The sequence below is a fragment of the Pseudomonas sp. B21-036 genome (assembly GCF_024748925.1).
Classification (GTDB): domain Bacteria; phylum Pseudomonadota; class Gammaproteobacteria; order Pseudomonadales; family Pseudomonadaceae; genus Aquipseudomonas; species Aquipseudomonas palmensis.
Genome location: NZ_CP087178.1, coordinates 178,612 through 201,415 on the forward strand (window position 1 = coordinate 178,612; position 22,804 = coordinate 201,415).

20 protein-coding genes are annotated in these 22,804 nt (G+C 65.1%); 18 read left to right on the forward strand and 2 right to left on the reverse strand.

What is annotated here, in order from left to right:
- The first annotated feature begins 44 nt into the window (after positions 1-44).
- From cysT to LOY33_RS00815, 3 genes are read left to right on the forward strand one after another with little or no spacing between them, the layout of a single operon-like run.
- Positions 45-863: a sulfate ABC transporter permease subunit CysT gene (gene cysT / locus LOY33_RS00805; RefSeq protein WP_043859898.1), complete on the forward strand. Its 819-nt coding sequence runs from the start codon at positions 45-47 to the stop codon at positions 861-863.
- 14 nt (positions 864-877) lie between these two features.
- On the forward strand, positions 878-1,750 hold the full coding sequence (gene cysW / locus LOY33_RS00810; RefSeq protein ID WP_043859899.1) for a sulfate ABC transporter permease subunit CysW: 873 nt from the start codon (positions 878-880) through the stop codon (positions 1,748-1,750).
- Positions 1,751-1,753: 3 nt separating this feature from the next.
- The gene (locus LOY33_RS00815; RefSeq protein WP_054915893.1) at positions 1,754-2,743 is read left to right on the forward strand and encodes a sulfate/molybdate ABC transporter ATP-binding protein; all 990 of its coding nucleotides are present in this window, start codon (positions 1,754-1,756) and stop codon (positions 2,741-2,743) included.
- Positions 2,744-2,862: 119 nt separating this feature from the next.
- Here LOY33_RS00815 and LOY33_RS00820 read toward each other — a convergent pair whose 3' ends face one another.
- The gene (locus tag LOY33_RS00820) at positions 2,863-4,461 is read right to left on the reverse strand and encodes an alkaline phosphatase family protein (protein ID WP_043859901.1); all 1,599 of its coding nucleotides are present in this window, start codon (positions 4,459-4,461) and stop codon (positions 2,863-2,865) included.
- 100 nt (positions 4,462-4,561) lie between these two features.
- Positions 4,562-5,506 carry a LysR family transcriptional regulator gene (locus tag LOY33_RS00825; RefSeq protein WP_043859902.1) on the reverse strand — a complete coding sequence of 315 codons (945 nt, stop codon included), beginning with the start codon at positions 5,504-5,506 and terminating at the stop codon, positions 4,562-4,564.
- Positions 5,507-5,650: 144 nt separating this feature from the next.
- Between LOY33_RS00825 and LOY33_RS00830 the strand changes: the two genes are divergently transcribed.
- The 15 genes from LOY33_RS00830 (at position 5,651) to LOY33_RS00905 (ending at position 22,764) form a co-directional block, all read left to right on the forward strand.
- Positions 5,651-7,990: a TonB-dependent receptor gene (locus LOY33_RS00830; protein WP_258660694.1), complete on the forward strand. Its 2,340-nt coding sequence runs from the start codon at positions 5,651-5,653 to the stop codon at positions 7,988-7,990.
- Between the two features lie 252 nt (positions 7,991-8,242).
- Positions 8,243-9,043 carry an energy transducer TonB gene (locus LOY33_RS00835; RefSeq protein ID WP_043859904.1) on the forward strand — a complete coding sequence of 267 codons (801 nt, stop codon included), beginning with the start codon at positions 8,243-8,245 and terminating at the stop codon, positions 9,041-9,043.
- Between the two features lie 29 nt (positions 9,044-9,072).
- Entirely contained in the window at positions 9,073-9,795 is a 723-nt protein-coding gene (locus LOY33_RS00840) for a MotA/TolQ/ExbB proton channel family protein (protein ID WP_258660696.1), read from the forward strand.
- Position 9,796: 1 nt separating this feature from the next.
- Entirely contained in the window at positions 9,797-10,198 is a 402-nt protein-coding gene (locus tag LOY33_RS00845; RefSeq protein ID WP_043859906.1) for a biopolymer transporter ExbD, read from the forward strand.
- A 226-nt stretch (positions 10,199-10,424) separates the two neighbouring features.
- On the forward strand, positions 10,425-11,006 hold the full coding sequence (locus tag LOY33_RS00850) for an alpha/beta hydrolase (RefSeq protein ID WP_043859907.1): 582 nt from the start codon (positions 10,425-10,427) through the stop codon (positions 11,004-11,006).
- Between the two features lie 66 nt (positions 11,007-11,072).
- On the forward strand, positions 11,073-12,014 hold the full coding sequence (locus LOY33_RS00855) for a sigma 54-interacting transcriptional regulator (protein WP_258660702.1): 942 nt from the start codon (positions 11,073-11,075) through the stop codon (positions 12,012-12,014).
- A 163-nt stretch (positions 12,015-12,177) separates the two neighbouring features.
- Positions 12,178-12,816 carry a hypothetical protein gene (locus tag LOY33_RS00860; RefSeq protein WP_258660704.1) on the forward strand — a complete coding sequence of 213 codons (639 nt, stop codon included), beginning with the start codon at positions 12,178-12,180 and terminating at the stop codon, positions 12,814-12,816.
- Positions 12,817-13,027: 211 nt separating this feature from the next.
- On the forward strand, positions 13,028-13,813 hold the full coding sequence (locus LOY33_RS00865; RefSeq protein ID WP_043859910.1) for a MetQ/NlpA family ABC transporter substrate-binding protein: 786 nt from the start codon (positions 13,028-13,030) through the stop codon (positions 13,811-13,813).
- Between the two features lie 450 nt (positions 13,814-14,263).
- Positions 14,264-14,929, forward strand: coding sequence for an amino acid ABC transporter permease (locus LOY33_RS00870; RefSeq protein WP_043859911.1), 666 nt, complete (start codon positions 14,264-14,266; stop codon positions 14,927-14,929).
- Positions 14,910-15,569, forward strand: coding sequence for an amino acid ABC transporter permease (locus LOY33_RS00875; protein ID WP_043859912.1), 660 nt, complete (start codon positions 14,910-14,912; stop codon positions 15,567-15,569). Before LOY33_RS00870 ends, LOY33_RS00875 begins: the two co-directional genes overlap by 20 nt.
- Positions 15,566-16,339, forward strand: coding sequence for an amino acid ABC transporter ATP-binding protein (locus LOY33_RS00880; RefSeq protein ID WP_043859913.1), 774 nt, complete (start codon positions 15,566-15,568; stop codon positions 16,337-16,339). The genes LOY33_RS00875 and LOY33_RS00880 overlap by 4 nt, the downstream gene beginning before the upstream one ends.
- A complete protein-coding gene (locus LOY33_RS00885) occupies positions 16,336-17,214 on the forward strand; it encodes a transporter substrate-binding domain-containing protein (RefSeq protein WP_054915897.1) in 879 nt (292 codons plus the stop codon). The genes LOY33_RS00880 and LOY33_RS00885 overlap by 4 nt, the downstream gene beginning before the upstream one ends.
- Before the next feature lie 353 nt (positions 17,215-17,567).
- Positions 17,568-18,656: an efflux RND transporter periplasmic adaptor subunit gene (locus LOY33_RS00895; protein WP_043861586.1), complete on the forward strand. Its 1,089-nt coding sequence runs from the start codon at positions 17,568-17,570 to the stop codon at positions 18,654-18,656.
- Positions 18,653-19,720, forward strand: a complete 1,068-nt coding sequence (locus LOY33_RS00900; RefSeq protein ID WP_043861587.1) for an efflux RND transporter periplasmic adaptor subunit — start codon at positions 18,653-18,655, stop codon at positions 19,718-19,720. Before LOY33_RS00895 ends, LOY33_RS00900 begins: the two co-directional genes overlap by 4 nt.
- Positions 19,717-22,764 carry an efflux RND transporter permease subunit gene (locus LOY33_RS00905; RefSeq protein ID WP_058541695.1) on the forward strand — a complete coding sequence of 1,016 codons (3,048 nt, stop codon included), beginning with the start codon at positions 19,717-19,719 and terminating at the stop codon, positions 22,762-22,764. Before LOY33_RS00900 ends, LOY33_RS00905 begins: the two co-directional genes overlap by 4 nt.
- Positions 22,765-22,804: the final 40 nt, after the last annotated feature.

Genomic DNA, 22,804 nt, shown 5'->3' on the forward strand with positions numbered 1-22,804 from the left:
CCCGGGATTCGTCTCGGGCTTCGTGCGTTAAACCAGGGACTTCTATGTCGCGTCGTATCTCCCCCGTCATACCCGGCTTCGGGCTGACGCTGGGCTACACCTTGGTGTACCTCAGCCTGATAGTGCTCATACCGCTGGCGGCCATGTTCATCCATGCCGCCCAGCTCACCTGGGACCAGTTCTGGACCATCGTCACCGCACCCCGGGTGCTGGCCGCGCTCAAGCTCAGCTTCAGCACCGCGTTCTATGCGGCGCTGATCAACGGCGTGATCGGCACGCTGCTGGCCTGGGTGCTGGTGCGCTACACCTTCCCAGGGCGCAAGGTCATCGATGCGATGATCGACCTGCCGTTCGCCCTGCCCACCGCGGTGGCTGGCATCGCCCTGACCGCGCTGTATGCGCCGTCCGGTCTGGTGGGCCAGTTCGCCACCGACCTGGGCTTCAAGATCGCCTACACGCCGCTGGGCATCACCCTGGCGCTGACCTTCGTGACCCTGCCGTTCGTGGTGCGCACGGTGCAGCCGGTGCTGGCCGACATCCCGCGCGAGGTCGAAGAGGCCGCCGCGTGCCTGGGGGCCAAGCCGCTGCAGGTGTTCCGCTACGTGCTGGCGCCGGCGCTGCTGCCGGCCTGGCTGACCGGCTTCGCGCTGGCCTTCGCACGGGGTGTGGGCGAGTACGGTTCGGTGATCTTCATCGCCGGCAACATGCCGATGAAGACCGAGATCCTGCCGTTGCTGATCATGGTCAAGCTCGACCAGTACGACTACACCGGCGCCACCGCCATCGGCGTGATGATGCTGGTGGTTTCCTTCATCCTGCTGCTGCTGATCAACCTGTTGCAGCGGCGCATCGAAACCCCGTGAAGGAGGCCTGACCCATGTCTGCATCATCTGTTGGTGTGGCCGCTTCGGCCAACGCTGCCCGCCGTGGCAGCGCGATTTCACGGCGCGTGCTGATCGGCCTCGGCTGGCTGATCTTCGCGCTGTTTCTGCTGCTGCCGCTGTTCATCGTGGTGTCCCAGGGCCTGAAGATGGGCCTGGGCACCTTCTTCGAGGCGATCTTCGAGCCCGACGCGCTGTCGGCGCTCAAGCTCACCCTGATCGCGGTGGCCATCTCGGTGCCGCTGAACCTGGTGTTCGGGGTCAGCGCGGCGTGGTGCGTGAGCAAGTACAGCTTCCCCGGCAAGAGCATCCTGGTGACCCTGATCGACCTGCCGTTCTCGGTGTCGCCGGTGATCGCCGGTCTTGTCTACGTGCTGATGTTCGGTGCCCAGGGCTTCTTCGGCCCGTGGCTGCAGGACCATGACATCCAGATCGTGTTCGCCCTGCCCGGCATCGTGCTGGCGACCATCTTCGTCACCGTGCCGTTCGTGGCGCGCGAGCTGATCCCGCTGATGCAGGAGCAGGGCACCCAGGAAGAGGAGGCTGCACGCCTGCTCGGGGCCAACGGCTGGCAGATGTTCTGGCATGTCACCGTACCCAACATCAAATGGGGCCTGATCTATGGCGTGGTGCTGTGCACGGCGCGCGCGATGGGCGAGTTCGGTGCGGTGTCGGTGGTGTCCGGGCATATTCGCGGGGTGACCAACACCTTGCCGCTGCATGTCGAGATCCTCTACAACGAATACAACCATGTCGCGGCCTTCAGCGTGGCCAGCCTGCTGCTGATCCTGGCGCTCTTCATCCTGCTGCTCAAGCAGTGGAGCGAGTCCCGCATTAACCGCCTGCGCCACAGCGCCGCGGAGGAATAATTCATGTCGATCGAAGTTCGTAACGTCAGCAAGCGCTTCAACGCTTTCCAGGCCCTGGACAGCATCAACCTGGATATCCACAGCGGCGAGCTGGTAGCGCTGCTGGGCCCGTCCGGCTGCGGCAAGACCACCCTGCTGCGCATCATCGCCGGGCTCGAGACGCCGGACCAGGGCAGCATCGTGTTCCATGGCGAGGACGTGTCGGGGCACGACGTGCGTGATCGCAACGTCGGCTTCGTGTTCCAGCACTACGCGCTGTTTCGCCACATGAGCGTGTTCGACAACGTCGCCTTCGGCCTGCGCATGAAGCCCAAGGGCGAGCGCCCGAACGAGACGCGCATTGCCGAGAAGGTCCACGAGCTGCTGAACATGGTGCAGCTGGACTGGCTCAGCGACCGCTACCCCGAGCAACTGTCCGGTGGCCAGCGCCAGCGTATCGCCCTGGCGCGGGCACTGGCGGTAGAGCCCAAGGTGCTGCTGCTGGACGAGCCGTTCGGTGCGCTGGACGCCAAGGTGCGCAAGGAGCTGCGTCGCTGGCTGGCGCGGTTGCACGAAGACATCAACCTGACCTCGGTGTTCGTGACCCACGACCAGGAAGAAGCCATGGAAGTGGCCGACCGTATCGTGGTGATGAACAAGGGCGTGATCGAGCAGATCGGCTCGCCGGGCGAGGTATACGAGAACCCGGCCAGCGACTTCGTCTACCACTTTCTGGGCGACTCCAACCGCCTGCACCTGAGCGAGGACCAGCACGTGCTGTTCCGTCCGCACGAAGTGTCGCTGTCGCGACAGGAGGTGGAAGGCCACCACGCAGCTGAAGTGCGTGACATACGCCCGTTGGGCGCGACCACGCGGGTGACGCTGAAGGTGGAAGGGCAGAGCGAGCTGATCGAGGCCGAGGTGGTCAAGGACCACGACAGCCTGACCGGATTGGCCCGTGGCGAGACGTTGTTCTTCAAGCCGAAGGTGTGGCAGAAGGTCGGCAATATCTGAGGCCTTACGGGCCTCATCGCGGGTCAAGCCCGCTCCCACAGGGATATCACTGATCCAAGGGGCAGTGGAGTACCTGTGGGAGCGGGCTTGACCCGCGATGGGCCGCGAAGCGGCCCGCTTCACCACACCCCGATCTTCACCACGCTGTCCGCCTGCGGCTCCCCGTAGCGGAACCGCTCCCCCCGCCGCTCGATCTCCGCATGGCTGATCGTGGTGCGGCGCTTGAGCCCGCGCAACCACTGCAACAGGTACCCCTGATGCACCTCGCGCACGCCGGCATGCGCCGGATCATCGCCCAGGTCGTGCCGCTCCTGCGGGTCTTCCTGCAGGTCGAACAGCTGCGCCCTGAAGCCGTCATACGCGATGTACTTGAAGCGCTCGCTGCGCACCATGGTCATGCGGCAACGGTCGATCGGCTGCCCCAGCCGCTCCCGCGCCGGGGTCTGGAACGCATAGTCGTACTCGGCAATCGCGTATTCGCGCCATCCCTGCGCCGTGCCGTGCAGCAACGGTACCAGTGACCGCCCCTCCAGCCGATGCTCGGCTCCCGGCAATCCCAGTGCGTCCAGAAACGTCGGCAGCGCATCGATGGTCTCCACCAGCCGCGCATCCACCGTGCCGCGGGTGGCATCTGCCGCCCCACGCGGGTCGCGCACGATCAACGGCACACCCACCGCCTGCTCCAGCAGAAACTCCTTCTCCCCCAGCCCGTGGTCGCCCAGAAAATCACCGTGGTCGCTGGTGAACACGATCAGCGTGTCGTCCCAGCGCCCGGTGCGTCGAAGCACTTCGAACAGCCGTCCGAGCTGGTCGTCCACCTGCCTGATAAGCCCCATGTAGGTGGGGATCACCTTCAGGCGCACCTCCTCGCGGGAGAAGTTCACGCTCTCCTGATGCTGGCGAAACGCGCCATACACCGGGTGATCGCTGCGCCCGCCCGGCACCGCTGGCAGCACCTGCGCCGCGCCATACAGCGCGTGGTACGGCGCCGGCGCGATGTACGGCCAGTGCGGCTTGATGTACGACAGGTGCAGGCACCACGGCTGCTCGCCCTGTTCGGTGATGAAGTCGATGGCGCGGTCGGTGGTGTACACCGTCTCCGAATGCTGCTCGGGCAGGCGCGTGGGGCGGTCGGCGTGGCGCATGTGCCAGCCGCTGAGCACCTCGCCATCTTCGCCCTGCGCTGCATTGGCCCAGTCGTGCCAGGGGTTGTCGCCGCCATAGCCGTGTTCGCGCAGGTAACGGGTGTATGGGGCGCTCTCGCGCTTGTCGGCGAACTGCGGGTCGTCGGGGTAGATACCGTCATGGCGCACATAGGCTTCGAAACCCACTTCATCGAGCTGCCTGGCCATGTCGGCGTCGATGCCCAGCTGCTGCTGCGCCTGAAGGTTCGGCGTGGCGTGGGTCTTGCCCACCAGCGCGGTGCGGATGCCGGCCGGGCGCAGGTAGTCGCCCAAGGTCAGCTCCTCCAGCGGCAGCGGCACGCTGTTCCAGGCCACCTGGTGGCTGCTCACATAGCGCCCGGTGTATGCCGACATGCGCGACGGCCCGCAGATGGTGCCTTGGGTGTAGGCGCGGCTGAAGCGCACCCCGGCAGCGGCCAGGCGGTCGATGTTGGGCGTGTGCAGGTGCGGGTGGCCGTAGCACGACAGATAATCGCGACGCAGCTGGTCGCACATGATGTACAGCACGTTGCGCACGGGGGCAGGTTGGGTCATGGCGCTCACCGGTTGAAAGTCTGGTGGGTGATTTCGCCCTGCACGCCACGCGACCACAAGCGCATTTGCCGAATACCTTCGATGCGCCCGGCGCAACACCTCAGATGGCCAGGCGCTCCAGGTTGCACAGGTCCTGGTCGGCCTGATCGGTGGCGACGATCTGCGCGATCATTGCCTCGGCCAGCGGCGACAGGCGCTGGCGCGCACGGCTGACGATGCCGTAGCGGGTGTACAGCTCCTCGCAGTCGTCGTGCAGGCCGTCGATGTTCAGGCGCACCAGTTGCTGGGCGGCGCTGTGCAGCGCATCGCTGTTGGCGCTGCAGATGCCGATCGCGTCGGAGTTCAGCACCACCCCCAGCAGGCTGTAGCCGTTCTCGCACTCGACGCTGGCGGTGAAGTCCGGGCGCCCGCTCAGGTCGCTGATCACCTTGCGCAGGTTGGGCGGGCGCAGGGTCACCGCCAGGGGGTAGGCCAGCAGTTGCTCGGCGCTGACGCTCGGCAGTTGCGCCAGCGGGTGCGCGGCGCGGCAGCAGAAGTGCCAGCGGCGCGGGCGCAGGCGCACGGTGTGGTAGGCCGGGTCGGCCTCGAAGCGGCGGGTATCGGCCACGAAGAACTCGAACTCTTCGGCCAGCAGGCGCTTGTCCAGGTTCTGCCAGTCATCCACCTGAAAGCGCACCCGTGCCCTGGGGTAGCGCCCGATGAACGTGCCGATGGCACGCGGCACCAGCCCGGCGGCCGGCGCCGGGCCGCAGCCAAAGCGCAGCTCGCCGGCCTCCAGGCCGTTGAACTGGCTGATCTCGTTGCTCAACTGATGCGCGCCGCTGACCAGCCGGCGCGCATGTTCGAGCACCACCAGGCCCTGCTTGGTCGGCGCCAGCTCCTTGCTCGACCGGTCCACCAGCAGGCACCCGGCGCTGTGTTCCAGGGCCTGGATGCTGCGGCTGAAGGCCGATTGCGAAAGGCTCACCGCGTTCGCCGCCGCCACGAAGCTGCGGTGCTCGGCAAGCGCGATCAGGTGGCGAAGCTGGCGTAGGTCGATATGCATTTTTCACATGAAAAGTATCGGGCAAATGCATTTGCTCTGCCTCGGCTGCACTCCTTATAAAGGCAATCTCTTATGCAGTAAACATATGTGAAATCATAAATAAATAACTTTAAGGAATATAAATTCCTTCCCCAGGAGCCGCCCATGCGCCCGTCTTCCCCCGCCGCACCCTTGTCTTCCCGACGGCTCAAGCGCCTGCCGCTGGCCTTGCTGCTGGCCGGCAGCGCGCATTGGCTGCCGGCCCAGGCGGCCACCGACGCGACGCCCGAGGTCAGGCCCGACAGCCAGCTCAAGGCCGTCACCGTGACTGCGCGCCGACGTGAAGAGAGCGCCCAGGACGTGCCCACGCCGATGAGCGTGCTCGACGGCCAGGCCCTGGAAAGCCAGCGCGTGTACCGCATCCAGGACCTTCAGCAGTTGGTGCCCAGCGTCAACGTGGCCTACATGCATGCGCGCCAGTCCAGCGTGTCGATCCGCGGCCTGGGCAACAACCCGGCCAGCGACGGCCTGGAAGGCAGCGTGGGGCTGTACCTGGACAACGTCTACCTCGGCCGCCCCGGCATGGCGGTGTTCGACCTCATGGACATCGAGCAGCTCGAAGTGCTGCGCGGCCCCCAGGGCACCCTGTTCGGCAAGAACACCACTGCGGGGGTCATCAACATCAGCACCCGTGCGCCCAGCTTCACCCCCGAGCGCAGCATCGAGGCCTCGGTGGGCGAGGACGGCTACTTCCAGACCAAGGGCACGCTTTCCGGCCCGCTCACCGAGACCCTGGCCGGCCGCTTCTCGGCCTACCGCACGCGCAGCGACGGCGACATCAGCAACGAGCACGACGGCCACACCCTCAACGGTGGCGCGCGCCAGGGCTTTCGCGGGCAACTGCTGTACAAGCCCAGCGAGCAGTTCAACCTGCGCTGGATCGGCGACTACAACGAGGAAGACTCCAGCGCCGGCACCCGCGTGCTGTACAGCACCGGGCCGACCATCAACGGCGTCAACCGCTATGAAAGCCGTGCGGCGGCGGCCGGCGCCACGCTGGTCGACGGCCGCCACCGCAAGGTCAACCTGGACGACGACCAGAAGGTCACGGTGTTCCAGGGCGGCACCTCGCTGGAGGCCAACTGGACCCTGGACAACGACTTCACCCTGACCTCCATCAGCAGCTACCGCTGGTGGGACTTCACCCCGCGCAACGACGACGGCCTGGATGTGCCGGCGACCTACAACGCCGGGGTGTCGGTGCAAGACAAGCAGTACTCCCAGGAATTTCGCCTGGCCTCGCCCACGGGCGGCTTCTTCGACTACGTACTGGGCGCGTACTACTTCGGCTCCAACCTGGACAACAAGTCCTTCGCCTTCTACGGCCCCCAGGCCGACGTGTGGAACGGCACGCCGACCGGTGCGCTGGCCAACGTCAGCTCGGTGGGCAAGGGGCACATCAAGACCGACAGCTTCGCCCTGTTCGGCCAGGGCACCTGGCACCTCACCCCGCGCCTGGACTTCACCGCCGGGATACGCGGCACCTACGAAGAGAAAAGCGCCTGGGTCAACCGCAGCGCCCCGGTGGGCGGCGCTGCGGTCAGCGGGGCGGCGGCAGCGGTACGCCAGGGACGGGCCGGTGCGTATGACTCGGGCGACCTTAACCAGTACAGCACCAGCCCCTCGGGCCTGCTCAACCTCAGTTACCGCTTCACCGACGACCTGCTGGGCTACGCCACGCTGTCCCACGGCGAGAAGTCCGGCGGGGTCAACCTGGCGGTGGGCACCGCACCGGTGGCTGGCGCCGACTCGTTGCTGATCGGCACCGAGCGCGCCAACAACGCCGAACTGGGTTTCAAGAGCACCCTGTGGGACCGCCGCCTGCAACTGAACGCCAACCTGTTCTGGACCCAGGTCAACGGCTACCAGACCAACGCCTACGACGACGCCAACCGCGTGCAGTACCTGACCAACGCAGGCTCGGTGCGCTCACGCGGGGTCGAGTTCGACAGCACCCTGGTGCCGCTGCGCGGCCTTACGCTGAACCTCAACGGCTCGTTCAACGACGTGCGTTACCTCGCCTACAAGGACGCCCCGTGCGCGCCGGAGGTGGCTCTGCAACCGGGTGCCCCGGCCGCCTGCGACCTCAGCGGGCATCAGGTGGTCGGCGCCTCCAAATGGATCGCCAACGCCAACGGCCAGTACCAGTGGGACCTGGACAACGGCCTGCAGCCCTATGTCACCGCCAGCTATGCGTTCCGTTCCAGGGCGGTGGGCACGGTCGAGGACTCGGACTTCGCGCAGATCCCCAGCTACGCCGTGGTCAACCTCAGTACCGGCCTGCGCGGCGATGCCGGGGGCGGGCAGTGGGACGTGTCGCTATGGCTGAAGAACGCCTTCGACAAGACCTACTACACCACCCTGTGGAGCGCCGCCAACGGCGGCTACGAAGGGCTGCTCGGCACCCCGCGGACCCTGGGCGTGACCGGTCGCTATGACTTCTGAGGGGTTTTTCGATGCCTTTGGCGAATATTTTCGATGCCGCAAAGGCATTGCCAGATCAGCAATGCCCTCCAGCCCTTGATTGGCGCGGGCTAGAGCGGTTCAGCGGTTTTGTATATGCGATCAGGTTCTATCCATAACTTTAAAGATTACTTTAAGAGATAAGCAGCACGCGTCGATCATCCACCTCAGCGAAGGCCGGCCAGACCGGGCGGCCTCCGATGCACATGCACCGAACTTCCCAGGAGTTGATCAATGGGTAATGTCCAGACCGCCGCCAGTGCTCTCGATGTGCTTTGGCGCCAGGCGCCGGGCGGCGAGCTGGTCGACCTCGGTCGGCCGCACCGGTTGCCGCTGGCGCAACAGCGCTTGCAGCGCACCCCGCGTAGTGCCTTGAAGGGCCGCGAGAAGGTGCTGCTCGGGGTTTTCGCGCTGGTGCTGCATGGTGCCGTGGCCTACTGGGTCAGCCAGGCACCGGCCCCGGTGTTGCCGGTGGTTCCACCGGAAATCCCGCCGATGACCATCGAGTTTTCCCAGCCGGCGCCACCGGTTGTCGAGCCGCCGCCCCCGGCGCCGGCCGAGCCTGTGGTGGAGCCGCCACCGCCGGTGGTCGACGAGTTGGCCGTCAAGCCGCCGCCACCGCCCAAGCCGGTACCCAAGCCCAAGCCAAAGCCGGTGCCCAAGCCCGAGCCCAAGCCTGCGCCCAAACCGGTCGAGCCGCCGCCGGCACCGCCGCAACCTGCCGCCCCGCCTGCGCCACCTGCCCCGGCGCCGGTGACCCCGGCTTCGGCCAGCGCGGCGTACCTGAAGAACCCGGCGCCGGAATACCCGTCGCTGGCCCAGCGTCGCGGCTGGGAAGGCACCGTGCTGCTGCGGGTGCATGTGTTGCCCAGCGGCAAGCCTGGCGAGATCCAGTTGCAGAAGAGCAGTGGTCGCCAGCAGCTCGACGACGCCGCGCTGGCGGCGGTAAAGCGCTGGAGCTTCGTGCCGGCTAAGCAGGGCGACGTGGCTCAGGCGGGCTGGGTCAGCGTGCCGATCGATTTCAAGATTCGCTAAAAATTTCGCGCTAACAGAGAGAAACCATCATGAGTGTATTGGCATCCCCCCTTGAATCCATCGAAAGCGCGGTGATCTGGCTGCTGGTGGTGTTTTCCGTCGCGACCTGGGGCCTGGCCCTGGTCAAGGGCTTGCAGTTCGCCCGTCTCAAGAACCAGGACAAGCGCTTCCACAAGCAGTTCTGGGCGGCCTCAAGCCTTGATTCGGCCGCCGAACTCACCCAGACCCAGCCCGGCGCCGCCGCCCGCGTGGCCCAGGCCGGCTACGCCGCCATCGCGGTGGGCGAGCCCGGCCAGGCCAATGACCTGAGCCAGGCGATCAACCACCAGGACCGCCTCGAACGCGCCCTGCGCCAGCAGATCGTGCGTGAGCGCCGCTCGCTGGAAACCGGCCTGGCGGTGGTGGCCAGTATCGGCAGCACGTCGCCGTTCATCGGTCTGTTCGGTACCGTGTGGGGCATCATGGAAGCGCTCAAGGGCATCAGTGCGGCGGGCTCGGCGAGCCTGGAAACCGTGGCCGGGCCGATTGGTGCGGCGCTGGTGGCCACGGGTGTGGGGATCGCGGTCGCGGTGCCGGCGGTGCTGGTTTACAACTACTTCCTGCGTCGCCTGAAACTCACGGCGGCCGACCTCGACGACTTTGCCCACGACTTCTACAGCCTGGCGCAGAAGAGTGCCTTCCGCGTGCTGGTGCACCCTGCGCTTTACAAAGCTGCAACAGTGAGCGGCCAACCTGTGAAAGAGGCGTCCTGACATGGCCTTTTCTACCCAGGACAGTGACGAGGTACTCAGCGAGATCAACGTGACGCCGCTGGTGGACGTGATGCTGGTGCTGCTGGTGGTGTTCATCGTGACCGCGCCGTTGTTGACCAACGCGATCCCGATCAGCCTGCCCAAGACCGAGGCCGTGGCCCCGGTGGAGCAGAAGGACCCGCTGGTGGTGAGCATCGATGGGGGCGGCAAGTTGTTCATCAACAAGGACGAGATCCAGCCGGACTTGCTGGAGACCAGCTTGCAGGCGGCCAAGGCCAAGGACCCGGAGGTACGCGTGCAACTGCAGGCGGACGACGGTGTGAATTATGGGGAAGTGGCGCGCGCCATGGCCTCGATCGAGCGGGCGGGTATCACCAAGCTTTCGGTGATCACCGCGCGTTGAACACGATGCAACGGTAAGGGCAACGCATTCGGGGGCCGTATCCTGGCAGGGGACGGCCCCTTTTTTTATGCCCGTTCCGAAGGCGCCGATACCAGCGCCCACAGGGTTGCACACAGTATTCGGAAAGCAGTTTTGGTTATTAATAAATAGCTTCTTATTCCTTTACGAATATAACCCCCGCCCTATACTTGCCCTCATGCAATGCAAACCCAGCAGGAGGCATCTCATGCGCAATGAGTCGATTCGTTACCTGATTGTGCCGGGCTGGCAAGGATCGCCAGACGATCACTGGCAAACCCACTGGCAGAACAGCCTGCCCAACAGTGCCCGCGTCGAACAGGCCGACTGGATCACCCCGCGTCGTGAAGACTGGGTTGCCGCGCTCGAACATGCCATCGCCGCCGACACCTCGCCGGTGATCCTGATCGCCCACAGCCTGGGCTGCATCACCGTCGCGCATTGGGCCGCCCACGCCAGCGAAACCCTGCTGCAGCAGGTACGTGGCGCACTGCTGGTGGCCCCGGCCGACGTCGAACGCCCGGCCTGTGCACCGGCCCTGCGCAACTTCGCGCCGATTCCGCAGAACCTGCTGCCGTTTCCCAGCCAGGTGGTCACCTCCGACAACGATCCGGCGGTCAGCGCGCCACGGGCGATGCAACTGGCTCGCGCCTGGGGCGCAGAAGCCGGTGTGCTCGGCGGCGCCGGGCATATCAACGTCAAGTCTGGACACCGGCGCTGGGAGCAGGGCTTTGCCTACCTCTATCGCCTGCAGAGCCGCCTGGAACAGCACGCACTGCGTCGCGCCTGACCCCGGGCGCTACCCTCTTTTTCATCAAGACGTCCGCGCCGTGAGTCGCTCGGGCGGGAGTTTGCCATGAGCCTTCACGACACCTACGGCCAGCCACTGCTGACCTTCCCCGAGAGCGACAAGAGCCCGTTGAGCATCCGCGCCAAGGCGCTGGTGTTCGTCGACCCGCGCTCGCGCCAGCTGCGCGAAGAGCTGGAGCTGCTGGCGCCGCTGGCCTTGCCCGTGCTGATCCGCGGCGAAAGCGGCACCGGCAAGGAGCTGCTGGCCCGGCAGATCCACCGCGCCAGCGACCGCGGCGGGCTGTTCGTCTCGGTCAACTGCGGCGCCATCAGCCCCACCTACGCCGACGCCGAACTGTTCGGCTACAGCGCCGGCGCCCACAGTGGTACCGCCAGCAGCCGCGCCGGCTGGTTCGGCTCGGCCAACGGCGGCACGCTGTACCTGGATGAAATCGCCGACCTGCCGCTGCCGATCCAGGTCAAGCTGCTGGCCGCCCTGGAAAACCGCGAAGTCACCCGCGTTGGCGCCCAGCAACCCAACCCGGTGGACGTGCGCCTGGTGGCCGCCTCCAGCATCGACCTGGCCCAGGCCGTGGCCGCCGGCAAGTTCCACGACCGTCTCTACCACTACCTGCACGAAGGCCGCCTCGAGCTGCCCGCGTTGCGCGAGCGGGTGGGCGATATCCTGCCGCTGGCCGAGTACTTCGTGGGCATCTACAGCCCGCGCCTGAACCTGGCCGTGCCGCCGCTGCTCAGCGAGGCCGCGCAGCGGGTGCTGGAACTGCACAGCTGGCCGGGCAACACCCGCGAACTGGAAAACGTCATTCACTTCGCCCTGCTGGTCAGCAGCGGGGAGGAAATACTGCCCGAGCATCTGAACCTGCCGGAAACCTTGACGCCGCTGGCCACGTTGGAGCGGCAGATCGAGGTGTTGCTGCGCGCAGGTGCAAGTGAGCGCAGTGGCCTGAAGGCCTTGCTGGAGAAGGTGGCGCTGCGGTTGGGTGTGTAGGCGTAACGCACAGGCGGTTGTCTGCGGAGCAACCGTTGCAGATGCGAATGAGGTGGATTACCTTCTTGCTTCGCAAGCCTTGGATCGCTTGAAGCATTGAAAGGATTTTCATGAAAAACCTACCTTGCGCGGTACGTGTCTTCCTTGCCCAGGCCAGCCGCTGATGCGCCTGTCGATGCTGTACATGAGCACGCTGCTCGCTTCCTTTTCGGCAAGCGCCGAGCTGGAGATTCTACCGCTCAGTGGCAATACCCATATCCAGAAGGTCATTGAGAAAAGGGCGGTCTCGCCCACGGCCGAGCCAGAGAAGAACTCGACCTTTCCTGGTTTCGAGCAATTCAGTTCGATGATCACACTCGCCCAGGCGAGCGACAGAAGGCTGGCTCAAGCCGTCCGATTCAAATCGCAATCCCGAGCAGCGATCGAGAAGTTGCAATGTCGGCTGTCCAAAGAACTCCCCTCCGGGGTCGAGATGAAGGAGGGCGGCTTGAACGGCGTCATGTCGCTTTATTCGTGCGGCGATGATTATGTGGTGACCTACGAGACCCACTATGAGCGCGAGCTGACACAGCGCGTGGTGGTTTACGACGATGATTACGCCAAGCCTCAGGACCCCGGCAAGCCCCTGGTGAAAACGTCGGAAAAAGTAATGGGTGGGGTCAGGAGGACGGGATTGCGCTGGATGAATTCCACGCATGAGATCAGGTATGACATCTACGCCAATGTGCAGGGTGATGGTGCACTCGAGAAGGAACTGGCCACTGTCATCACTGAGGTTGCCATCGAGACCGCTAATCGATAGATCGCGAGCATTGTCTGTTGCGGCGCCGGATGCACCTGGCAGGCCAGCCGGTGCTCTCTTCTTTATCAGTCAAAAAGATATAAGCGTCTGCATAAAAGATATTGTTAAGGAATAAAAAATCTCGGTATTGTCGCCTCCACGCCAGCTAGCACAATACTGGCACCCTCTCTTCCGCCGTCGACGATGGCTGTGATTCGAATAAGGACTGCGCATGAAAAAGGCTTTGTTGTTGACTGCATTGGCAGCCGCTCTGTCGGTTGCAGGCTTCGCCCACGCCGGCCAGAAGCTGGTGGTTGCCGCCACCCCGGTGCCCCACGCCGAGATCCTCGAGCTGATCAAGCCAACCCTGGCCAAGGAAGGCGTGGACCTGGAAATCAAGGTGTTCACCGACTACGTGCAGCCCAACGTGCAGGTCGATCAGAAGCGTCTGGACGCCAACTACTTCCAGACCCTGCCCTACCTCAAGAGCTTCAACGAAGGTAAAGGCACCCACCTGGAAACCGTGATCGGCGTACACGTCGAACCGTTCGGTGGCTACTCGAAGAAGGTCAAGAGCCTGGCCGAGCTGAAGGACGGCGCCACCATCGCCATCCCCAACGAAGGCTCCAACAGTGGCCGTGCGCTGATCCTGCTGCAGAAGGCCGGGCTGATCGAACTCAAAGATCCGAAAAACGCCCTGGCCACGCCCAAGGACATCGCCAAGAACCCGCACAACTTCAAGTTCAAGGAGCTTGAGTCGGCCCTGCTGCCACGCGTGCTGGACCAGGTCGACCTGGACATGATCAACACCAACTATGCGCTGGAAGCCGGCCTGAACCCGGCCAAGGATGCCCTGGTGATCGAGGGTTCCGACTCGCCTTACGTGAACTTCCTGGTGGCGCGCCCCGACAACAAGGACAGCGACGCCATCCAGAAGCTGGCCAAGGCCCTGACCAGCCCTGAAGTGAAAGCCTTCATCGAGCAGAAATACAAAGGCGCGGTACTGCCGGCGTTCTGATTCGCCCGCTGTAGACCGCACGATGCAAAACGCCGACTCCGGTTACCGGGTCGGCGTTTTTTTTGAATGGGGTTTCAGCGTGGTGTGTTGACCGCGCGGCGCAGGGCCGTCAGCCATTTGATCAGTTCGCTGGGGTCGAGGGTCGGCTGGTCGCTGTTCATGGTGTTGTTTTCCTTGTGGGTTGAACGGCCCACGGGGCCGCGCACGACAGCTGTTTGATGGCGCGCGCGCGGGAAAGATCCCGCCTGCCACGAGGAAATTTGCGGTTAGTTTTTTGCGTGATATCAATATGCAATAAAGATATTTAAATAAATATTTTTATAGCTTTAGAGTATTACCAAAGTGCTTACCGGCACGCCCAACCCTAGCCGCCACCGCCCGTCTACCCTCGGGCCGGTTCGAGACCACCCCCATGCAGCGCACCCTGTTTCGGACGCCGAGGCCACGCCGATGAGCTTCGACGTCGCATTCATCCTCAGCACATTGCCCGCGTTTCTCAAGGCCGTCGGGGTCACCCTGCAGGTCGGCCTGATCGCCATCGCCACCTCGCTGGTGGTGGCCGTGATCAACACCGCGATCCTGGTCTACCGCACGCCCTACCTGCAGCGTGCCGTGGGCCTGTACGTGGAGCTGGCACGCAACACGCCGCTGCTGATCCAGCTGTTTTTCGTGTACTTCGCGCTGCCCAGCCTGGGCCTGAAGATTTCCGGCTTCGCCGCCGCGATCATCACCATGACGTTTCTCGGCGGGGCCTACCTGACCGAGGTGCTGCGCGCCGGTGTCGAGGCGGTGCCTGCCGCACAGCTGGAGTCCGGTCGCTCCATCGGGTTGTCCGAAGGCCAGCTGCTGCGCCACGTGATCCTGCCCCAGGCTGGCATCCTCAGCCTGCCGGCGCTGTTCGCCAACTTCATCTTCCTGCTCAAGGAAACCACCGTGGTGTCGGCGGTGGCGGTGCCCGAGATTCTCTACACCACCAAGAGCTACATCGCCCTGTACTACAAGACCTACGAAATGCTCGCGGTGCTGACGCTGATCTGCGTGCTGCTGTTCTTGCCGTTGTCGCTGCTGCTGAGCCGCCTGGAAAGGAGGTTGCAACATGGCCAGTTCGGGTCTTGAACTGCTGCTGGTGTCGCTGCCGCAACTGGCCCAGGGCGCCGCGCAAACCCTGTCGATCTCGGCCCTGGGCATCGCCTTCAGTACCCTGGGCGGGGTGCTCTACGGCGTGCTCGCCACCCTCGGCAAGCGCAGCGTGAACCTGGTGCTGCGGGTGTACCTGGAGCTGTTTCGGGCGATACCGGTACTGGTGTGGCTGTACCTGCTGTTCTTCGGCCTGCCGATCTTCTTTGCCGTGAGCATTCCCAGCTTCTGGTGCGCGGTGCTGGTGCTGTCGCTGTGGGGTGCCAGCGAGGTGGGCGAGGTGGTGCGCGGTGCACTGCATTCGCTGCCGCGCGGGCAACGCGAGGCGGGGCTGTCGATCGGCCTGGATGGCTGGCAGCTGTATGGCTACGTGCTGCTGCCCCAGGCACTCAAGCGCATGACCCCGCCGACCATCAACATCTACACGCGCATCATCAAGACCAGTTCGCTGGCAGTGCTGATCGGCGTGGTGGACGTGATCAAGGTGGGCCAGCAGATCATCGAGCGCACCTATGAGTCGGTGCTGATCTACGGTGCGCTGTTCCTGTTCTTCTTTTTCATCTGCTACCCGCTGTCGGCCGCCTCGCGGGCGCTGGAGCGGCGCTGGACACACGCATGAGCGCATTGATCGAGTTCAAGGGTTTCAACAAGTTCTTCGGTGAGCACCAGGTGCTAAAGGGCATCGACCTGCAGGTGCGCAGCGGCGAAGTGGTGGTGATCCTGGGCCCCAGCGGCTGCGGCAAGAGCACCCTGCTGCGCTGCCTCAATGGCCTGGAAGTGGCCCACGGCGGCAGCCTGACACTGGCCGGTAAAGAGTTGCTGAGCAAGGCCACCGACTGGCGCCAGGTGCGCCAGCAGGTGGGCATGGTGTTCCAGAGCTACCACCTGTTCGGCCACATGAGCGTGATGGAAAACCTGCTGCTCGGGCCGCTCAAGGTGCAGAAGCGCGAACGCCTCGAGGCCCAGGCCCAGGCCGAAGCGCTGCTGGCGCGGGTGGGCCTGCTGGACAAGCGCGACGCCTATCCGCGCCAGCTTTCCGGTGGCCAGCAACAGCGTATCGCCATTGTGCGTTCGCTGTGCATGAACCCGCAGGTGATGCTGTTCGACGAGGTGACCGCCGCCCTCGACCCGGAGATGGTCAAGGAAGTGCTGCAGGTGATCCAGGGCCTGGCCCGCGACGGCATGACCCTGTTGATCGTGACCCATGAAATGGCCTTCGCTCGCGCGGTGGCCGACCGCATCGTGTTCATGGAGGCCGGCAGGATCCTTGAACAGAGCCCCCCCGAGAGCTTCTTTACGAACCCGCAGACCGCACGCGCGCAGCAGTTCCTGGAGAAATTCTCCTTTGTCGAAAGCCTGCCCAAGACACCACACAAGGAACTGTCATGAAGACTGCCCACGCTTCAAAACTGCTGCTGTCGCTGTTCACCCTGGCCGTACTGGCCGGGTGCAACAAATCCGAAGCGCCGAGCAAGCCTGCCGCCAATGCCGCAGCGCCGGCCACCAGCTACCTGGAAACCATCAAGGCCCGCGACAAACTGATCGTCGGCGTGTTCACCGACAAGCCGCCATTCGGCTATGTGGATGAAAGCGGGCGCTATGTGGGCTTTGACACCGACATCGGTCGCGAGCTGGCCAAGTCGCTGCTGGGCGACGAGAACAAGGTCGAGTTCGTGGCCGTGGAGCCGGCCAGCCGCATTCCCTTCCTGCAGAGCGACAAGGTCGACCTGATTCTGGCCAACATGACCGTGACCCCGGAGCGCAAGGAAGCGGTGGAGTTCACCAACCCCAACCTGCGCGTGGCGGTACAGGCGCTGGTGCCCGAGGGCAGCGAGGTGAAGAAGCTCGACGACCTGGCGGCCAAGACCACCATCGTCACCACCGGCACCACGGCGGACATCTGGCTGACCAAGAACCACCCGGACTGGAAACTGCTCAAGTTCGAGAAGAACTCCGAGTCGTTGCAGGCGTTGGCCAATGGCCGTGGCGATGCGTATGCGCAGGACAACCTGATCCTGTTCAGCTGGTCCAAGCAGAACCCGGGCTACCGTGTGCTGGACGAGAAGCTGGGCGAGGAAGCGCCGATTGCGCCGGCGGTGAAGAAGGGCAACATCGAGCTGCGTGACTGGGTCAACAGCGAGCTGGCGCGCCTGGGCGAGCAGAAGTACCTGCTCAAGCTGTATGACCAGTACGTGCGCAAGGAGCTTAGCGACGACACCAAGCCGGAGAGCGTGATCGTCGAGGGCGGCAAATGGCAGGGCTGAGGCCCTGACACCGCGTCGCTCTTATCGCGGGTCAAGCCCGCTCCCATACAGACAGCGACGGTCCTTGTGGGAGCGGGCTTGACCCGCGACGGGCCGCCCCGCGGCCCCGCCTTCTCTCCGGCCACCGCCCTTGCCCCACCCCCGCGTCTGCCCCAACGCCTTCTCCAGCACGATGCAGTTGCTCTGCGCATCCTGCTCCAGCGCCGCGATCAAACGCGATGCAGGCGACAGTACCCACCCCTCGCAACGTCGCCGCTGTGCTCAATTGCCCCCAGGACAAGCGGCACGCGGAACCCTGATCTACGCTAACAGTCGCATCTAGCAACTGCCCAGAACCCACGCAAGGAGCCCGCATGACGGTGTCGCCCCCCAACCTGATCGTCTGCCTGGGGCTTGCGCTGCTGCTTGGCTGCGGCGAGAAGAAAGCCGCCGCACCCGACCTGCCCAGGGTGGCGGTGCAACAGGTCAAGGCCGGCGACTTTGCAGCCTCCGTGACCCTCACCGGCGATGTTCAGGCACGGGTACAGGCCGACCTGTCGTTTCGCGTGGGCGGCAAGATCATCGAGCGCAACGTCGACGTGGGCGATCACGTCAGCGCCAATCAGGTGCTGGCGCGCCTGGACCCCAAGGACCTGCAAACCAATGTCGACTCGGCCAAGGCCGAGGTCTTCGCCGAACAGGCTCGCGTGACCCAGACTTCCGCCGCCTTCGTGCGCCAGCAGAAGCTGCTGCCCAAGGGCTACACCAGCCAGAGCGAATACGACGCGGCCCAGGCCGCCCTGCGCAGCAGCCAGAGCGCGCTCAAGGCCGCCCAGGCGCAACTGGCCAACGCCCGCGAACAACTGAGCTACACCGCGCTGATCGCCGAGGCGCCCGGGGTGATCACCGCGCGCCAGGCCGAGGTGGGGCAGGTGGTGCAGGCCACCGTGCCGATCTTCACCCTGGCCCGCGACGGCGAGCGCGACGCGGTGTTCAACGTCTACGAATCGCTGCTGATGGCGCCACCCACCCAGCAGGCGATCATCGTCAGCCTGCTCGACGACCCCAAGGTGCAAGCCAAGGGGCACGTGCGTGAAATCACCCCGACGGTCTCGGCGCAAAGCGGCACGGTGCAGGTCAAGGTCGGCCTGAGCGAGGTGCCGCCGGCCATGCAGCTGGGCTCGGTGGTGAGTGCCACGGCCAGGGCCGAGGGCACCCCGAGCATCGAGCTGCCGTGGTCGGCGCTGACCAAGGATGTGCATGACCCGGCGGTGTGGCTGGTGGGCCAGGACAACAAGGTCAACCTGCGCAAGGTCAAGGTGCTGCGCTACCTCACCGGCAAGGTGGTGGTGGGCGACGGCCTCAAGGGCGGCGAAACCGTGGTGATCGCGGGTGGGCAGTTGCTGCACCCGGACATGCAGGTGGAAGTGGCAGACCCAGCCGATATCGGGGTGACGCAATGAGGACCCTGTGGCTGATGTTCGCTTGTGTGTTGCTGGCCGCCTGCGCCGATGACGAGCCGCCGCCCGAGCCGGTGCGCCCGGTGCTGTCCCAGGTGGTGCAGGCGCAGGACCAGGCGCGCCTGGGGCGCTTTGCCGGCTCCATCCAGGCGCGCTACGAAAGCACCCTGGGCTTTCGCGTGGGCGGGCGCATCGCCCGGCGCTGGGTGGATGTGGGCGCCACGGTGAAGGCCGGCGACACCCTGGCCACCCTCGACCCCACCGACCAGCAGAACCAGTTGCGTGCCGCCGAAGGCGACCTGGCCAAGGTGCAGGCGCAGTGGATCAACGCCCAGGCCAACGCCCGTCGTCAGCAGCAGCTGTTCGACCGGGGCGTGGGTGCCCAGGCCCAGCTGGACATCGCCCAGACCGACCTGAAGACTACCGGCGCCTCGCTCGAACAGGCCAAGGCGGCGGTCAACCAGGCCCGCGACCAGCTCGGCTACAGCACCTTGCAGGCCGACCACCCCGCCGTGGTCACTGCCTGGCAGGCCGAGGCCGGGCAGGTGGTCACCGCCGGCCAGGGCGTGGTCACGCTGGCGCGCCCGGACGTCAAGGAGGCGGTGATCGACCTGCCCGCAGGCCTGGCCGACGAACTGTCGGGCGAGGTGAAGTTCCTGGTGGCCGCGCAGCTCGACCCCAGCGTGAACACCAGTGCCGTGCTGCGCGAGATCGAGCCCCAGGCCGACGCGGCCACGCGTACCCGGCGCGCGCGCCTGACCCTGGCCGACACCCCCGAGGCCTTTCGCCTGGGCACGGCCATCAGCGTCACCCTGAGCTCGGCGATCCAACCGCGCAGCGAGCTGCCGTTGAGCGCCCTGCAGGAGGTCGACGGGCACACCCGGGTATGGGTCGTCGACCCGCAGCAGCATACGGTTTCATTGCGTGACGTGAAGGTCAGCGAGCGGCTGGACAACAGCGTGGTGCTCAGTGCCGGCCTGCAGCCGGGCGAGCGTGTGGTCACGGCGGGGGTCAACAGCCTCAAGCCTGGCCAGAAGGTAAAAATCGATGAGGAAGGCCCGCGATGAAAGGAAGCTTCAACCTGTCGGAATGGGCACTCAAGCACCAATCCTTCGTCTGGTACCTGATGTTCGTCGCGTTGCTGATGGGGGTGTTTTCCTATTTCAACCTGGGCCGTGAGGAGGACCCCTCGTTCACCATCAAGACCATGGTCATCCAGACCCGCTGGCCCGGCGCCACCCAGGACGAGACCCTGCTGCAGGTCACCGACCGCATCGAGAAGAAACTCGAGGAACTGGACTCGCTCGACTACGTGAAAAGCTACACCCGGCCCGGCGAGTCGACGGTGTTCGTCAACCTGCTCGATACCACCAAGGCTGGCGACATCCCGCAGATCTGGTACCAGGTGCGCAAGAAGATCCAGGACATCCGCGGCGAGTTCCCCCAGGGCATCCAGGGCCCCGGCTTCAACGACGAGTTCGGCGATGTGTTCGGCTCGGTGTATGCGTTCACCGCCGATGGCATCTCGATGCGCCAGCTGCGCGATTACGTCGAGCAGGTACGTGCAGAAATCCGCGAGGTGCCGGGGCTGGGCAAGGTCGAGATGATCGGCCAGCAGGACGAGGTGCTGTACCTGAACTTCTCCACCCGCAAGCTGGCGGCCCTGGGCATCGACCAGCGCCAGGTGGTGCAGGCGTTGCAGGCGCAGAATGCGGTGACCCCGGCCGGGGTGATGGAGGCCGGCCCCGAGCGAATCTCGGTGCGCACCACTGGCCAGTTCGCCTCGGAGAAAGACCTGGAGCAGGTCAACCTGCGCCTGGACGACCGCTTCTATCGCCTGGCCGATATCGCCGAGATCAGCCGCGGCTACGCCGACCCGCCCACGCCGATGTTCCGCTACGACGGCAAGCCTGCCATCGGCCTGGCCATCGGCATGAAGAAGGGCGGCAACATCCAGGCCTTCGGCAAGCAGCTGCACGAGCGCATGGAGGCCGCCACCGCCGACCTGCCGGTGGGCGTGGGCGTGCACACCGTGTCGGACCAGGCGGTGGTGGTCGAGGAGGCCGTGGGCGGCTTTACCAGTGCGCTGTTCGAGGCGGTGGTGATCGTGCTGGTGGTCAGCTTCATCAGCCTCGGGGTGCGTGCCGGGCTGGTGGTGGCCTGCTCGATCCCGCTGGTGCTGGCCATGGTGTTCGTGTTCATGGAGTACAGCGGCATCACCATGCAGCGGATCTCCCTCGGCGCGCTGATCATCGCGCTGGGCCTGCTGGTGGATGATGCGATGATCACCGTGGAGGTGATGGTCACGCGGCTGGAGAAGGGCGAGAGCAAGGAGCAGGCGGCCACGTTCGCCTACACCTCCACCGCGTTCCCGATGCTCACCGGCACCCTGGTGACGGTGGCGGGTTTCGTGCCCATCGGCCTGAACGCCAGCTCCGCGGGCGAGTACACCTTCACCCTGTTTGCGGTGATCGCCGTGGCGCTGCTGGTGTCGTGGGTGGTGGCGGTGCTGTTCGCGCCGGTGCTGGGGGTGCACCTGCTCAGCGCCAAGGTCAAGGCCCACGACGCCGAGCCCGGGCGTATCGGTCGCGGTTTCAACCATGGCCTGCTGTGGTGCATGCGCCACCGCTGGATCACCATCATCGGCACCGTGGTGCTGTTCGCCCTGGCGGTGTTCAGCATGCGCTTCGTGCAGAACCAGTTCTTCCCGTCCTCGGACCGTCCGGAGATCCTGGTGGACCTCAACCTGCCGCAGAACGCCTCCATCGACGAGACGCGCAAGGCGGTGGACAAGCTGGAGGCGACCCTCAAGGACGACCCGGACATCTTGCGCTGGAGTACCTACATCGGTCAGGGCGCGATCCGTTTCTACCTGCCGTTGGACCAGCAGCTGGAGAACCCGTACTACGCCCAGCTGGTGATCGTGAGCAAGGGTCTGGAGTCGCGCGAGGCGCTCACGGCGCGCCTGAAGGAGCGCCTGCGCAAGGACTTTGTCGGCATCGGCAGCTACGTGCAGTCGCTGGAGATGGGCCCGCCGGTGGGGCGGCCGATCCAGTACCGGGTCAGCGGCAAGGACATCGACCAGGTGCGCAAGCATGCGATCGAACTGGCGGCGCTGCTCGATGGCAACTCCCATGTGGGCGAGATCATTTACGACTGGAACGAGCCGGGCAAGGTGCTGCGCATCGACATTGCCCAGGACAAGGCGCGCCAGCTTGGGCTGTCGTCCGAGGACGTGGCCAACCTGATGAACGGCATCGTCAGCGGCTCGCCGGTGACCCAGGTGAACGATGACATCTACCTGATCGACGTGATCGGGCGCGCGGTGGACAGCGAGCGTGACTCGCCGCAGACCCTGCAGAACCTGCAGATCGTCACGCCCAGCGGCACCTCGATTCCTTTGTTGGCGTTTGCCACGGTGCGTTACGAGCTGGAGCAGCCGCTGGTGTGGCGGCGTGACCGCAAGCCGACCATCACGGTCAAGGCGGCGGTGCGTGACGAGATCCAGCCGACTGACCTGGTGGCGCAGCTCAAGCCGCAGATCGACGAGTTTGCGCGTAAGTTGCCGGCCGGTTATCAGGTGGCGACGGGGGGCACGGTGGAGGAGAGCGGCAAGGCCCAGGGGCCGATTGCCAAGGTGGTGCCGTTGATGCTGTTTCTGATGGCGACGTTCCTGATGATTCAGCTGCACAGTGTGCAGAAGCTGTTCCTGGTGGCGAGCGTGGCGCCGCTGGGCTTGATTGGCGTGGTGCTGGCGCTGATCCCCACGGGTACGCCGATGGGGTTCGTGGCGATATTGGGCATTCTGGCGCTGGCGGGGATCATCATCCGCAACTCGGTGATCCTGGTGACGCAGATCGATGCGTACGAGGCCGATGGGTATGCGCCGTGGGATGCGGTGGTGGAGGCCACGGACCATCGTCGCCGGCCGATTCTGCTGACGGCGGCGGCGGCGAGCCTGGGCATGATTCCGATTGCGCGGGAAGTGTTCTGGGGGCCGATGGCCTACGCGATGATTGGCGGCATCATTGTCGCCACGTTGCTGACCTTGCTGTTTTTGCCGGCGCTGTATGTGGCCTGGTACAAGATCAAGGAGCCGCAGCGCGAGTGATGGCCCGTTCGCTGGCCGGCCTGCCCCTGTAGGAGCCGGC

Excerpts from the sequence above, each read along its gene's own strand:
- cysT (WP_043859898.1), top strand. The coding sequence starts at position 45 with ATGTCGCGTCGTATCTCCCCCGTCATACCCGGCTTCGGGCTGACGCTG.
- cysW (WP_043859899.1), top strand. The coding sequence starts at position 878 with ATGTCTGCATCATCTGTTGGTGTGGCCGCTTCGGCCAACGCTGCCCGC.
- LOY33_RS00815 (WP_054915893.1), top strand. The coding sequence starts at position 1,754 with ATGTCGATCGAAGTTCGTAACGTCAGCAAGCGCTTCAACGCTTTCCAG.
- LOY33_RS00820 (WP_043859901.1), bottom strand. The coding sequence starts at position 4,461 with ATGACCCAACCTGCCCCCGTGCGCAACGTGCTGTACATCATGTGCGAC.
- LOY33_RS00825 (WP_043859902.1), bottom strand. The coding sequence starts at position 5,506 with ATGCATATCGACCTACGCCAGCTTCGCCACCTGATCGCGCTTGCCGAG.
- LOY33_RS00830 (WP_258660694.1), top strand. The coding sequence starts at position 5,651 with ATGCGCCCGTCTTCCCCCGCCGCACCCTTGTCTTCCCGACGGCTCAAG.
- LOY33_RS00835 (WP_043859904.1), top strand. The coding sequence starts at position 8,243 with ATGGGTAATGTCCAGACCGCCGCCAGTGCTCTCGATGTGCTTTGGCGC.
- LOY33_RS00840 (WP_258660696.1), top strand. The coding sequence starts at position 9,073 with ATGAGTGTATTGGCATCCCCCCTTGAATCCATCGAAAGCGCGGTGATC.
- LOY33_RS00845 (WP_043859906.1), top strand. The coding sequence starts at position 9,797 with ATGGCCTTTTCTACCCAGGACAGTGACGAGGTACTCAGCGAGATCAAC.
- LOY33_RS00850 (WP_043859907.1), top strand. The coding sequence starts at position 10,425 with ATGCGCAATGAGTCGATTCGTTACCTGATTGTGCCGGGCTGGCAAGGA.
- LOY33_RS00855 (WP_258660702.1), top strand. The coding sequence starts at position 11,073 with ATGAGCCTTCACGACACCTACGGCCAGCCACTGCTGACCTTCCCCGAG.
- LOY33_RS00860 (WP_258660704.1), top strand. The coding sequence starts at position 12,178 with ATGCGCCTGTCGATGCTGTACATGAGCACGCTGCTCGCTTCCTTTTCG.
- LOY33_RS00865 (WP_043859910.1), top strand. The coding sequence starts at position 13,028 with ATGAAAAAGGCTTTGTTGTTGACTGCATTGGCAGCCGCTCTGTCGGTT.
- LOY33_RS00870 (WP_043859911.1), top strand. The coding sequence starts at position 14,264 with ATGAGCTTCGACGTCGCATTCATCCTCAGCACATTGCCCGCGTTTCTC.
- LOY33_RS00875 (WP_043859912.1), top strand. The coding sequence starts at position 14,910 with ATGGCCAGTTCGGGTCTTGAACTGCTGCTGGTGTCGCTGCCGCAACTG.
- LOY33_RS00880 (WP_043859913.1), top strand. The coding sequence starts at position 15,566 with ATGAGCGCATTGATCGAGTTCAAGGGTTTCAACAAGTTCTTCGGTGAG.
- LOY33_RS00885 (WP_054915897.1), top strand. The coding sequence starts at position 16,336 with ATGAAGACTGCCCACGCTTCAAAACTGCTGCTGTCGCTGTTCACCCTG.
- LOY33_RS00895 (WP_043861586.1), top strand. The coding sequence starts at position 17,568 with ATGACGGTGTCGCCCCCCAACCTGATCGTCTGCCTGGGGCTTGCGCTG.
- LOY33_RS00900 (WP_043861587.1), top strand. The coding sequence starts at position 18,653 with ATGAGGACCCTGTGGCTGATGTTCGCTTGTGTGTTGCTGGCCGCCTGC.
- LOY33_RS00905 (WP_058541695.1), top strand. The coding sequence starts at position 19,717 with ATGAAAGGAAGCTTCAACCTGTCGGAATGGGCACTCAAGCACCAATCC.